This window comes from Gottfriedia sp. NPDC056225, from assembly GCF_042267765.1.
Lineage (GTDB): Bacteria > Bacillota > Bacilli > Bacillales > Bacillaceae_G > Gottfriedia.
This window is the reverse complement of record NZ_JBHJTJ010000032.1, coordinates 39,874-53,176: the sequence shown is the minus strand read 5'-3', so window position 1 is coordinate 53,176 and position 13,303 is coordinate 39,874. Positions and strand designations below refer to the sequence as shown.

The following is a 13,303-nucleotide window of genomic DNA, read 5'->3' as shown; positions in this document are numbered from 1 at the left end:
GATTTAAAGTTCTATATGTATTTGTTTTACTAGATATATATTCACGAATTTATTAAAAATAAAAAAGACCACTGTAAGACTTCTGTAGTAAATTAAAGTGTTAAAATCCCAAATAAAATAAGTATTAAGTAGGCTCTTGACTTACAAATATCTTTAAAATAAATAAAAAAGGCAGCACCACATGATGGTCGCCACCTTAAGAAAATTGTTTTATTTAAAGAACTTAGGTAAATATTGTTTATGTGCTTCAAGCATCTCATCTACTATTGCTACAGCAAGTTTATCATTCGCTACAAGTGGATTAATCGTTAAAGCAAGAATTGCTTTTTCACGATTACCTTCTACAGCAGCCTCAATTGCCGTTTGTTCAAATGATTTAATCGTTTGAATTAAGCCTCGAATAGGAACTGGTAATTCTCCCATTGTTAATGGAACCGGTCCATCTTTCGTGATCACACAACTTACTTCTACAGCACTATCATATTGTAAGCCTGAAATTGCTCCTTTATTCACCGTATTCAATGGTTGAATATCTCTTGTATCATTATAAATCGATGAGATTAATCGGCATGCCGCATCAGAATAGTAAGCTCCACCACGTTCTTCTAACTCCGGTGGTTTTACATCTAGCGCTTCATCTTTGTACTTTTCAAAAAGAGATGCTTCAATTTTTTGCACGACTTCTGCGCGTGTTTCGTTCGACTCAAAGTCTTTTAATGCTCTTTCTAGCATCTCAGATGTTTTGTAGTAGTAGTGATGGTATGAACAAGGAATGACATTAATTGCTTTAAGGAATTCAGGTGCCCACTCTTCTGCATCTATATTTTTTGCAAAGCTTGCATTAGCCGGGTCCATAATCATTTCAAGTACTTGCTCTTTTACACTAACTCCGTCTAAATAAACCTCTACTCCAAATACCATATGATTTAGACCTGCAAAATCAATTCGTACGCGTGAGTGATCTACGTTTAAAAGTTTTGCAATACCCATTTCCATTCCGATCGGTATATTACAAAGTCCTATAAATCTTTTAATATTTGAATATCTTAATGCCGCCTCAGTCACCATGCCTGCAGGGTTTGTAAAGTTTAGTATCCAAGCATTCGGGCATAGCTCTTCAACTTCATTACAAATATCTAAAATAACTGGAATTGTACGTAGTGCTTTAAACAATCCGCCTGCCCCATTTGTCTCTTGACCAATTACACCATGTTTAAGCGGAATTCTTTCATCGAGAGCACGAGCAGCTAGTTGTCCAACGCGAAGCTGTGTTGTAACAAAATCAGCATCTTTCAAAGCCTCACGACGATTATAAGAAAGATGAACTTCCATTGGAACTCCGGCCTTTTTGACCATGCGTTTTGCTAAAGCACCAACTGTTTCTAATTTTTCACGACCTTCCTCTACGTCAACAAGCCAAAGCTCTGATACTGGTATTTGTTCATAACGGTTAATAATGCCTTCAACCAATTCTGGCGTATAGCTTGAACCCCCACCTATTGTAACGATTTTAAGTTTCTTAGACATTACTTTACCCCCCCTTCATACAAGTCAACGAATTCTTTTGCCATGTCTTTTACGGTCATTGCATTCATTAAGTGATCTTGTGCGTGAATCATTAAAAGTGAAATCTCCGTTGGAGTACCACCAATCTCAGATTGAATAAGGGTTGTTTGAATATGATGTGCTTCATTTAAAGCATCACCCGCTTCTTGCAATTTCTTACGTGCTAATACGAAGTCTTTTTTCTTTGCTGCTTTAATAGCTTCCATTGCTGCACTTCGACCGTTACCACCATGTAGGATCAGTGTGAAAATTTCCGTTTCATTTTTAATCATAAAAATGACCTCCTCTCTTTTTTATTAAAATTTTTTATTGTATACCTCTCGTTTAAGGCAATCATCGTAAATTGCTTGAATAAAGAGAAGAAGAGTCACTTCTCAATAATTAAGACTACTTGTTTTTAATTAATTCGATGGCTTGTTCTAAGATTGCTTCACCATCACACATGCCATAATTCATCATATTAATTACTTCAACCGGAATATTTTTCTCTCCGCAGATTTCTTCCATTTCTTCTAAAAGGAATCTTACTTGTGGTCCTAGTAATAACACATCAGCCTCATCGATTTCTGAACGAACAACTGATTCAGAAACTGCCCATATACGTGCTGTAATTCCGTTTGATTCAGCAACTTTTTCCATTTTTGAAACGATTAGACTAGTTGACATTCCAGCAGCACAGCAAAGTAAGATATTCATGATAATTTCCTCTTTCTTTTGTAAGTTTTTATAATTCGTTTTTATTGATAACGACAAAGCGTCCGATTCGATCGTGTACGGCTAAAGATTTTTTATTAGCAAACATGCTAATAACGGATAAAAAGAATGGGAAACCTTGAAAAATGAACATCGTCAAAAATTTAAAGAAACTTCTAACAATCACTAGTAATATATAAGGTAGTTTTCCTTTTTTGTTATTAATACGTGTTAACTTTAATCGGAAGATCAACTTTCCAATTGTTGATCCTCTTAATAATAAAGTTGTTATTACGTCATAACAAAAATAGATTATAAGTGATTGGAGAAATGCTTCATTAAAAAGAGCCATTACCTTTACAGCTGCATCTTGACTAGCTGCTGATTTCTGAAGTTCAATCATATTTCCTAGAACGCCTGGAAAGTTTGGCAGTCCTGTTATGCGATATACAATTGACAAGATAATTGAAACAATTATTGCATCAATGATAAAGGCACCGATTCTTTTTAATCGAAACGAAGTAATAATTTTTTGTCGATTTTCCATAGTTGTAGTCCCTTCTAATCAATAATCCGTTTTTTAAAGACCTATCAAATCATCGAAATGATTTGGGTGCCATTCATGAACAGGATGACACCGACGCCCGAAAGGAGATCGGTTTAAAATTAATTTTTAGCTTTCTCCAATTCTAAATTTTTCTTATCCCACAATCGTATGAATGGGAACCAAATACATGATGCCACCGCAAAAGCGACTAATTGCATAACTACACCCATAATTTTTCCACCCGTCATAAGATATCCGCTTATGAAGTACGGGGTTGTCCAAGGAATAATTGTTCCTGTTGTATGAGGGAAAATCCCCATCACTGTACCAAAATACGTAACCGTTAACACTGCTACTGGTGCAAGAATATAAGGAACGATTAAAAATGGATTTAAAACGATTGGAACACCAAACATAATTGGTTCATTAACGTTAAATATCGAAGGTCCAATTGCTAGACGTCCTACCTTCTTAAGTAGTTTTGACTTCGCTAAAAACGTCATATAGATTGCTACCGGTAAAGTAGCACCTGATCCACCCATCCAGATTCCATTTTCATAGAATGTATACGTAATGATATGTGGTAGTGCTTTACCAGCTTTTACTGCTGCTAAGTTAGCGTCAGCATTTTGTATCCAAATTGGTTCCATAACCGATGTAATGATTGATGAACCGTGGATACCAAAGTTCCATAAAATATGTTCCATTAAACACGCAACAAGCGTACCAATATAAGTTGAACCTAAAATCGTAAATGGTCGTGTCACAACTTTATGAACAAAAGTTGCAAAATCTCCCCAACCTGTATGACTAAATCCATATCTAACTAGTAAGAAGAAAAGGATAATCACGAAACCAGGAATTAGGGCTGTAAATGAACGAGAAACCGATGGCGGTACCGTGTCTGGTAATGTAATAATGATCTTCTTTTGTAAGAAGTAGCGATAAATTTCAGCAGTAATAATTGCAATGATTAATCCAACGAACAAGTATTGTGCACCAAAAAGATCAGGTGACCAAGCCGATACGGTTTCCTTACCATCTTTAAAAGTGCTCATAATGTTAACAATTAAATAACTTGCTAACGCTAAAACCCCAGCTGGAACTCCGTCTATATTCTTTTTATCGACCTTATAGCTACTAGCTAACGAGTATGCAACACCAAATACTGCTACTAAGGCGATAATCCCCATTGAACCGTTATATACGATGTCTCCGAAAGCATTCCAATTTTCACCAAATACTTTTGCCATAAAGTTTTGATACCAATCTGCTTCTAACCAAGCTACGATAATGAAAAACGAACCAATAATCATTAGTGGCATTGCAAACATAATACCGTCACGTAAAGCTAGTAAGTGTCTTTGATTGCCTATTTTAGAAGCAATCGGTAAGAATTTTCTTTCAAAAAAATTACTTTTCATTTTTCTCACCTCTCTGAGGATTAAGGATCTTAGCAAATTAGGAAATTCCTTTTCTACTAAGATCCTTGGAATTTATTCAATAATAATTAGCTTTTTACTTTCAATTTATAGCTTGTATTTAACAACTGTTGAGTAATTTCCGTAAACCTTCACTTTACCAACTAGAGTATAAGCACGAACTTTAAAGTAATAAGTTTTACCTTTAACTAGTCCTGTTGCAGTATATGTTCCTGAAGTAGTTGTTTTTGTCACTTTATCAGAGAAGTCACTCTTCGTTGCGCGAACAATTTCATATCCAGAAACACCGCTTACTGAAGCCCAGTTTACTTTAACTGAAGTTGTACTTGCTTTTGCTGCTTTTAAACCTGTCGGCGTAGCAACAGTCCATTTTGCGTAAAGTGTTGTATTTGCTGTTACTTGATCAGTCGTAAAGTTCCATGCTGTTTTAAGTGCAGCATCTTTGTACCATCCAGCGAAGACAAATCCTTTTCTTGTTGGATTAGCTGGTTTTGTTACAACAGAATTATAGTTTACTGTTTTAGCAGTAACTGCAGATCCACCATTACTATTAAATGAAGCTGTGTATTTGTTAATACTCCACTTAGCATAAAGGGTAGTAGATGCTGTTACTTGATCAGTTGCAAAGTTCCATGCTTGTGTACCTGCTAAATCTTTATACCAGCCAACGAATGTATAGCCTGTTTTTGTTGGTTTTGGAGATGTAATCGATTCATTGTAACTAACAATCTGTGAATCTACTGAAGATCCACCTTGAGAATCAAATGCAACTGTCTGTTTTGCATTTTTAGATACTGTGCGTTCGTAAGTCATCACATGGCTATCATTTGCAAAAGCAGGATCACCATCTAATGTCATACCAGAATATACTACTGTTGCAGTGATATTAGCTGGCTTGTCTGTTTTGTACGTAACTTTTCCATCTTTATCGATAGTAACGTCGTCTGGTGAAGATGACTCGTAACTAACTTCTACATATTTATTTCCTTCTTCATTTAATCCTGATTCAGCCATTGCATTTTTTAACCAAGTTGGATATGCGAAAGAATTTTTATCAAGTTCAGCTGGAGCAATTTTTTCTCCTGATGTCATTGGATCAACAACTTTAATTGTGTACGTTACTTTTTTAGGTGTTCTAAAGAACCCATCAATCGTATAGCCAGTAACAGTCACTGTACCTGGTTTTAAAGCAGTTGCGTATGCACCATAATGCTCTCCATCAACACTAATTCCAGTAGCATCTACATTTCCTACTTCATCGTAAGCCGCTAAATTTCTTAAGTCGATTACTGAAGAAACATTTGAATCCGCATTGATTTGCGATGGTGTTCCATTGCTATATCCTGCTAGATTCCAAGCATTCGTTAACCATGCTACGTTTTTCGTATAGCCTGTCGCTTTAGCATCCAACTTAACAGAGTCACCTACATTAATTGTGAATGTATGTGTATTCTCATTATATTTAGCGTTAGGATTCATAGCTGCTACGTTAGTTGGGTAGTCTAAGCTTTCTGTACCATTATTTACAGGTGCTGTAACTTTTGAACCTAAATCGTCTACATAAGCAGCATCCTCAGGGTTTTGCGTTAACCAATAAGGCATAGATGTTACAGTTGAAGATTCCATTGATGTGCTGTTACCTGAATCAATTGTTCTTCGATCCATCGTTCCGAAAATGTTTGTATTGTATTTAGACATCATTACTTCATCACGTGGAATAAGTTGGTCAACCATTAAATCTGGCGTAACATGTGTTACGTCATTTCTATTGGCAGAAAGAACATCCCAGTTTACGAAGTTGTTTGGAATACGCGTCATTTGCCATGTTGAACCTGCAAGGTCAACAGTTGAGTTTGCGATACTAAATCCTTTATCTTTCATTGCACCTAAAGAAGCTGCGTAGAAAGTTGACATAAATGGATTTTTCTCTCTTTTTTCGTTAAACCACCATTGGTTCATGCCTTGTAAGATACCTTGAGAAGTTGATTTTTCAGCATGGTGAGATAACGTGTAGTATGATAACGCTGCTTCTTCTTCATCAGAATAGTTCATGTATGCTTCGTAAGAAACACCACTTACACCGATATCATCTCCGTTATGAGCCGAAATACCAAAGTATCTAGAGTGGTATTGCAATGACATATCCATTAGTGAAGTTGAGTTATATGACTTTGGATATCTTGTTTTGTAATCATTGTGTTCTGACTTTGTAGACGCTTTCACACCATTCATCACTTTGTATTCGTTTGCAAAATCAAGTGGAGCAATTACTGCAACGCCTTGGTTTTCAAGTTCAGCTTTTTCTTCAGGCGTATAGCTACCCATATCTCTTGCAGCTACAAGCATTTGTAATGCTAATGTTGCATTTAATGGACCATCTTCATAATCATTTCTACCCCAAGCATTTGATACACCATCAAGGAATTCCGGATTTAAATTTGCCCATTTAGTCGGAGCTGAAGGAGCATTTAATCCATTTCCAGGAGCAACTCCATTAAAACGAGATTCAATTGGGTTTTCTCCAGTCACACTTACTTGGTAATAGTTGTTTAAAACCATCGCATTTGTATGGTTAATTAAATCATTTTTCACAAGAGCCGCTAACTCAGGATCGCTATCTTTAAATGTTTTATAAGCAAGATCTAATGTGAAGTAATGACCTACTAATTCATCTGTAGACGTTGTTGCTTTGTAATAGACTTTATCTGAGTCTAATGCTTTTGTAGCATCATCTAGACCAGGGTTTTGATCTCTTACAATATTTGTTAAACGTGATGGTACTGCAACAGTGTCATATGCTTTAATGCCTGCAGTTCCCCCATTGATTTTACCTGGGACAGAATATTTAACTTCTTTTCCATCTACATCTGTAGTAGTTCCAGCGCTTTTTTGTAACCAAGCTTGATCCCATGACTTACTTTCTGTAGTTGTAGAACCATTATTACTACCTTCTACTTTGAATGATCTTGCAAAGAAACCAGCAGAAGCAGGTTTTCCTGTATCAGTTAATGTATAATTTCCATCTTGATCAACGAAAACAGGTTTTCCTTCATTTGTTGCAAGCCAAGCCTTGCCTTCATCAATCGTCGTTACTTTTCCACCAAGTGAGTTAACGATATATACAACGTCATTTACATTTTCTTTTGAAGGTACTTTTAACTGCATTCCAGAAACATAACCTAGTGTTACGATCGCTTCAACAGCACGAACAGCAGAAGCTTTTGCGTCGATTGTTCTAGCATCTTTTTCACCAAAGTTTTCTTTCATGTAGTTGTATCTCCAAATTTCACCTGAAGCGTACATTGTAGTCCATAATCCATCATTATCTGTATCAGAAACTGAAGTTATCGCATCTTTATCGGCAGTCATAAGTGCTTTAATCATATTATTTTGGTCAGAAAAGCTCATAGATCCAGATTGGAATCCAAATCGGTCTGCATAGTTTCTAGAAATTTCTTCCTGAACTAATGATTTACCCATTAGTGACATTTGCTTTCTTACAATATGAGTAGCATTTCCTTTTGCACCTAAAATCCAAAGTCCATTATTACCATCAGGCATAATGTTCGTAATGACCTCTTTAGCGTTAAATTGAGTTGGATTACCGTTTTTATCAATTCCAGATCCTGAATTTTCACCAGTTTGCGGAATATATCTTCCACCTTGCAAATATTGAATTTGATCAGCCGGTGCTAAGTTCGGATCATATAATGTAATTGCATCTGATACAATACCAGTCGTGATTGGATGATCTTTTTCATCACCAAAGTTAACATTACCGTTAGACCTAATTAAAGTATCTTTTGAAATTAACCATTTCACACCATTTTCCCCATTAACATAGCCAACATAGCTTTTAGAAGGGAATTTAGTTCCAGATGGTGCAGTTGGAATGTGACTTGTCTTCCAACTTGTAGAAGCAAGAGCAGCTGGAATATTTGCGTCGCCCGCTTTGTAGTAGTAAACAAGCTTTTCTAGATTAGTATGTGATTGTGTCTCAATTACCGAAACCGTAATGTTCACCGTTGCAGGATTACCACTTCCATCTACTCCAGTACCAGTGATAATTGCTGAACCACCAGATACTCCTAGAATTTTCCCGCTAAAATCTCCCTTTGCATTACCGATTGTATCGACATATGCAACATAAGGATCAGAAGTTGTCCATTTTACTGGTTTAGTTGTATCTAAACCACTTGGTTTCGCATGAGTGATTTGTGTAGTATTCATAAAAATCTTAGTGCCAGTTGAAGTTGGCGCTACTGATTGAGTTGAAATAGTCGGTGCAGCTTTTGCAATAACACCATTAATAGGTGATGCAAACATTGATGCTGCTAATACTGAAGCTGGAAGAGCTCTACCAAAAAGCCATTTATTTCTTTTCATTTATCTTCCTCCAAATAATTTATCTTTTTTTGATTACTATATTGTCTTCTAAAATCTTATCTCTCTATTTAAAAATACTGACAGACCGAACGTTCCCCCACTTATTTCAGTGCATTCCTTATCATTAGGAACCATACTGAAATAAAATTTTTGAAATTTCGTACTGAAAATCGTTGAAATTATTTGACTTTAATACTTTCTGCTTCGCCTCAGGATGATCCATCAAATGTAAAAATAATCGACTTAACTCTTTGTGTAAAAATAAGTCTCCAGCGCGTAGGTTTATTAAAAATAGAATTTGTACGACTTTTCCGACAATTGTTGGCGGATTTTTAAATATCACGACACTGATTGAGTCTTGAATCGCAACCATTTTTAAAGCGTGTGGTGCGGCAATTCCGTTTTGCAGGATCGTTGATATTTTTTCTTCTCGGTCGACTACTAAATCAGGGTAGTCAGGTGATGCATACCCTAGTTCAACAACTCTATTTGCCTTTTCTTTTATAAAAGCTTTGTAGTCGAATGACTCTTTACTTTCTTCAATCGAAAACAAATCTGTATGAAATAGTGATAAGAGTGTTGGTACATCTTCTTTAACTTTATTAGCTGGATACCTTGTAAGCTTGCGTCGGATTCTCTGGACATCCGTTTCTGTTAGGATTGGTGCTACTTGAATATACGGAATTGAAATATGATCAAAAGGTATTGCAGTCGATGATACTAATAAATCATAGTTTTCTAGATTCACTGATTGGAGCTCGCTATACACAACAACATCAATACTCGCTCCTTGAAATAGTGACTCTAGTTTCATTTTCATTAAGTCCGCTGAGCCTGCACCTAATCCGTACGAAAGTAAAATTTTCTTATAGGAACTTAATTGTTTTTGTTTCTCTCTTTCCACATGGGCTGCTAGATGCATTGTTATATAGCCCATTTCATCGCTGGAAAGTTCAAATCCCCATATTTCCTTTATCATTTCAGAAAAATTTAAAGCAATCATGAACACATCGGAATACCTGCTGTATACATCATTTATCAATGGATTTGTAAGCTTTAAATTGAAATATAACCTTCTTAACAACGGATACATATGCATGATAAGCGTATTCAAAAGCTGCTGATCACCTGAAAACTGCGTAAAGAATGTTTGATCCAATTTTTCCAAACAACTCATTAGTTTTTGTTTTAAGTCATTCTTTTCTTCTTCCTCAATTTCATCTACACTCGATTTACCACTTATGTGAGCAGCTAAGTAAATAATCTCACTCTGTGGTAGTACGACATGGTAAAGCTCAGAAAGAATCTCACAAATTCTTTTAGCAATATTCATAAACGATGGCTTGATTAGAGATAAATCTAACTTCTTCTCTTGATTAGGCAAGATAAAGTTGTGTTGAGTTACTCGAAACGAAAGTACTTGGATATGAACTAAAATGTTTTCAAGTGCAAAATAACTTATTTTCAATTGGTTATTTTGCACTTCTTCATTCAAGACAGCCCGAATTTCCTCAAAAGGAAACGCCTTCTCAAAAGTTTGATAATTTGATTTCTTTAAAAGCCCTGTTTCCTTTTGACTTAAGAAGTAAGAAAATGCTCTTCTAAAATTTGTTTCGTCACCTAATAGACGAACACCATAGCGCGATTTTGTTTCTACTTTTAAATCAAAAATTCTGACTTGCTTTTCAACTTCAATCATGTCGCTAAAAACTGTGGATCTACTGATCATTAGACTATCAGCAAACAGATCAATCGTTTGAAATTCTGTCGTTTGAAGCAGAAGCATAATAATATTGTTCACACGAACACGAGGTAAGTCAGGAGCAAGTGCACCGTCAATTTCTTTCATATAGTTTTGGACCAGATCTTGGTTTTCTACATGAAGTAAATAGCCTTCACCGCGTTTTTTTTGAATCACAAATCCAGACTTTTCTCCGATTACATTTAATTCTTTCAACTCGTTTCGTAAAGTCCGATTTGAAATTGCAAATTCTGATTCAAGTTCCTGTGACGAAAGTGACTTTCCTTTTTGATACAAATATTGCAATATTAAATCTCTTCGCATACATTACCTCACCACCCTAGATCCTGCTAATCTAGTAATTTTAGTTTACGTTTCATCAAATCTATTTAACAGTTTGAATTTTTCCAAAATAGTTCGCAATTTAAATATAAATACGTCTAGTTCATATGTTCAAAGTGACATATGTACCGTCTTTGCTATAATACGACTATAGACCTACGGGTAAATAGAGGTACTTTTTACTAACGCCAGTCAGTTTAATTAATTTTGTATACAAATAAAATGCATATTACTTATAAAAGCGCTAGGATAAAGGGATTCACTATTTAACTGTTTTAAGTATTACTTAACGACGTATTAGAAATTCCGTAATACGATACTCCTCCTTTAAACCTATTTGCATAAAAAAAAGCGCTCCATAAATCGGAAACGCAATAGATGATCGATATGATTTTAAACAAGCTAATCGAATTTATTTCATTTTATTTTTGGATACAAAATGTAAATTACATTAAGACTTAGCTCTTAACATTACACTCCATAGTACTTTGCAAACAGCTCTTTATTCCATTCATCTCCACCATCAACATTAGAGCTCTTAAATACTGGCGGTACAAGTTCAGCTTGATGATATTTTTTTGCAAGCATTATGGACATCGTCTGAGCTACAAATGCTCCTGCTATTGTTGAAGTTGCTCCCATTCCTGTTTTTGCTTCTTCTACATAAAAAGCAGCATCTCCAGGGCCAGTACAATTATTAACGACTATATCACTAAAGTCACAAAGGTACTTCCCACTACTATGTCTTGATTTTGAGTCTTTCGGATGATCAGGATTTGTAAACGAAATAACCTTTGCACCACATTCCTGTGCCATTTTTGCAAGTTCCACTGTCATTCCATTTCTTCCCGAGTTTGAAGCAATGACAAGTACGTCCTTTGAGGTAATTTTGTATAAATCAAAAATTACTTTTGCATAAGCTTCTACACGTTCAATCACAGTACTTTTTAAAGGATGATCATGTAAAAAGAATTCGTTTGGTAAAATAGGAGAAACTTTGGCAAATCCACCTGCTCTTACATAAAATTCTTCTGCAAACATATGTGAGTGACCCGAACCAGTAACAAGGAAACGCCCTCCGTTTTGAATCGCTTCAAAAATACATGTTGCAGCTTCATCCATTTTTTGAATTTGTGTCGTATATAGCTTTTCGAGATTTGCCGTCACATATTTATAATAATTTTCCATCATTCTATACCTTCTTCTATTAATTTTACCAGCCGTACTTCTTTTCATTCCACTTTTTGATGACCAGGTCTTGCTTTACAAAAACAAGACTGTTTTGTTCGATATCTTTATCGATAATTGCACCCGCACCAAGCACGCTATAAGCACCAATTTTACAGCCTGGCATAATAATCGTATTAACTCCCGTTCTGCAATAATCACCAAGATAAGCAGCATTTGAAAAATGTAAAGGTACTTCCTTCCGCCCATCCACAACATGCTCAGTTTCTCCGTCATCAAAGCGTAATGTTCCGCAAACCGTTGCAGCCCCGATATCCGTATGACTGCCAATTGCACCATAAAACTCTCCATAGTGATATAGATAAACTTTATCCATTACCATCCCACCGAGGAATTCTGCGCAATGATCGAAAATACAATATGATCCAATTGAAACACCCTCATAAATGATACAGTAATTACGAATAACTGTTTGTTCACCAATTACCGCATTGCCATTAAAAATCGCTCCATTATCAATGATTGTATCGTCACCTACAATTAAGTTACCGTGAATAATAACTCGATCACCAATCGATGAATTCTTACCCAACTTTACATAACCATGAATGGTTGCTTGTTTTGAAATCGTCGCACCTTCTGCTAGCTCGTTTTCTTGAAGTGCATTACATAAATAATTCACCATGAACTCATTTGCTTCTAACATATGCCACGGTTTATCAATATCAAAGAAATGGCCACTACATTCAATCGCCTGTAATTTTGTTTTCTCTATCCATTTCAGAAGAGCAGCTTCAATATAGCGTTCTTTCGGAGCACCTACGCCTACTTTTACATTTGGAAAATAGTCTGGCGTTCTTTTAATTTCATCTAAAATAGCTTCGTCAAAACGAAATCCCGCGAATTGATGGGTAATGCTGTCGCCACGATAGTGAGCACCAATCGACTGAACAAATCCATTTTCCATGCTTGCACCAATCCAATTTCTCGATGTCTCTTCTAATTTTTTTAACAAAACAGCAGGTTTTTTCGAACTAACTAATCTCATTAAATCCTCTTGTTCAATGATTGTATCTCCGTATAGAACTAAAAATTCTTCGTTCGTAGAAAGTTTCTCAATTCCCTTTACTAAACTTTCCGCGCTTCCTAAATTTGTTTGGTCGACCACAAATTTAACATTCTTTATATCTGATAAAACATTTTCAATTTCTCTTTGATACTCTTCATTAACAACAACTACGATTTCTTCTATTCCCAAATCTAAAATAGATTCAATGTTATAACGTATTAATGGTTTTCCAGCGATTTTTATGACTGTTTTAGAGCGAACCGTGTTGAAGGGAAACATTTTACTCCCTTTTCCTGCTGCAAGAATAACTGCACTTTTTACCATTTTAA

9 protein-coding genes are annotated in these 13,303 nt (G+C 35.6%); all 9 read right to left on the bottom strand.

The window, feature by feature from the left end; genetic code table 11:
- Positions 1-210: 210 nt before the first annotated feature.
- Entirely contained in the window at positions 211-1,527 is a 1,317-nt protein-coding gene (locus ACFCYN_RS18165) for a 6-phospho-beta-glucosidase (protein WP_375950828.1), read from the bottom strand.
- Entirely contained in the window at positions 1,527-1,838 is a 312-nt protein-coding gene (locus tag ACFCYN_RS18160; RefSeq protein ID WP_375950826.1) for a PTS lactose/cellobiose transporter subunit IIA, read from the bottom strand. The genes ACFCYN_RS18165 and ACFCYN_RS18160 overlap by 1 nt, the downstream gene beginning before the upstream one ends.
- 115 nt (positions 1,839-1,953) lie before the next feature.
- Positions 1,954-2,262, bottom strand: coding sequence for a PTS sugar transporter subunit IIB (locus ACFCYN_RS18155; RefSeq protein WP_098118115.1), 309 nt, complete (start codon positions 2,260-2,262; stop codon positions 1,954-1,956).
- Positions 2,263-2,290: 28 nt separating this feature from the next.
- Positions 2,291-2,806: an RDD family protein gene (locus ACFCYN_RS18150; RefSeq protein WP_172446803.1), complete on the bottom strand. Its 516-nt coding sequence runs from the start codon at positions 2,804-2,806 to the stop codon at positions 2,291-2,293.
- Between the two features lie 119 nt (positions 2,807-2,925).
- The gene (gene celB / locus ACFCYN_RS18145; RefSeq protein WP_375950824.1) at positions 2,926-4,230 is read right to left on the bottom strand and encodes a PTS cellobiose transporter subunit IIC; all 1,305 of its coding nucleotides are present in this window, start codon (positions 4,228-4,230) and stop codon (positions 2,926-2,928) included.
- A gap of 105 nt (positions 4,231-4,335) precedes the next feature.
- A complete protein-coding gene (locus ACFCYN_RS18140; protein ID WP_375950822.1) occupies positions 4,336-8,634 on the bottom strand; it encodes an InlB B-repeat-containing protein in 4,299 nt (1,432 codons plus the stop codon).
- Positions 8,635-8,758: 124 nt separating this feature from the next.
- Positions 8,759-10,699: a BglG family transcription antiterminator gene (locus tag ACFCYN_RS18135; RefSeq protein ID WP_375950820.1), complete on the bottom strand. Its 1,941-nt coding sequence runs from the start codon at positions 10,697-10,699 to the stop codon at positions 8,759-8,761.
- 489 nt (positions 10,700-11,188) lie between these two features.
- Positions 11,189-11,908, bottom strand: a complete 720-nt coding sequence (locus ACFCYN_RS18130; RefSeq protein ID WP_375950818.1) for an SIS domain-containing protein — start codon at positions 11,906-11,908, stop codon at positions 11,189-11,191.
- A gap of 22 nt (positions 11,909-11,930) precedes the next feature.
- Complete coding sequence (locus tag ACFCYN_RS18125) at positions 11,931-13,298, bottom strand: nucleotidyltransferase family protein (RefSeq protein WP_375950816.1); 1,368 nt, start codon at positions 13,296-13,298, stop codon at positions 11,931-11,933.
- Positions 13,299-13,303 lie beyond the last annotated feature (5 nt).

Coding starts and splice junctions, on each gene's coding strand:
- ACFCYN_RS18165 (WP_375950828.1), bottom strand. CDS start 1,527: ATGTCTAAGAAACTTAAAATCGTTACAATAGGTGGGGGTTCAAGCTAT.
- ACFCYN_RS18160 (WP_375950826.1), bottom strand. CDS start 1,838: ATGATTAAAAATGAAACGGAAATTTTCACACTGATCCTACATGGTGGT.
- ACFCYN_RS18130 (WP_375950818.1), bottom strand. CDS start 11,908: ATGATGGAAAATTATTATAAATATGTGACGGCAAATCTCGAAAAGCTA.
- ACFCYN_RS18125 (WP_375950816.1), bottom strand. CDS start 13,298: ATGGTAAAAAGTGCAGTTATTCTTGCAGCAGGAAAAGGGAGTAAAATG.
- celB (WP_375950824.1), bottom strand. CDS start 4,230: ATGAAAAGTAATTTTTTTGAAAGAAAATTCTTACCGATTGCTTCTAAA.
- ACFCYN_RS18140 (WP_375950822.1), bottom strand. CDS start 8,634: ATGAAAAGAAATAAATGGCTTTTTGGTAGAGCTCTTCCAGCTTCAGTA.
- ACFCYN_RS18135 (WP_375950820.1), bottom strand. CDS start 10,699: ATGCGAAGAGATTTAATATTGCAATATTTGTATCAAAAAGGAAAGTCA.
- ACFCYN_RS18155 (WP_098118115.1), bottom strand. CDS start 2,262: ATGAATATCTTACTTTGCTGTGCTGCTGGAATGTCAACTAGTCTAATC.
- ACFCYN_RS18150 (WP_172446803.1), bottom strand. CDS start 2,806: ATGGAAAATCGACAAAAAATTATTACTTCGTTTCGATTAAAAAGAATC.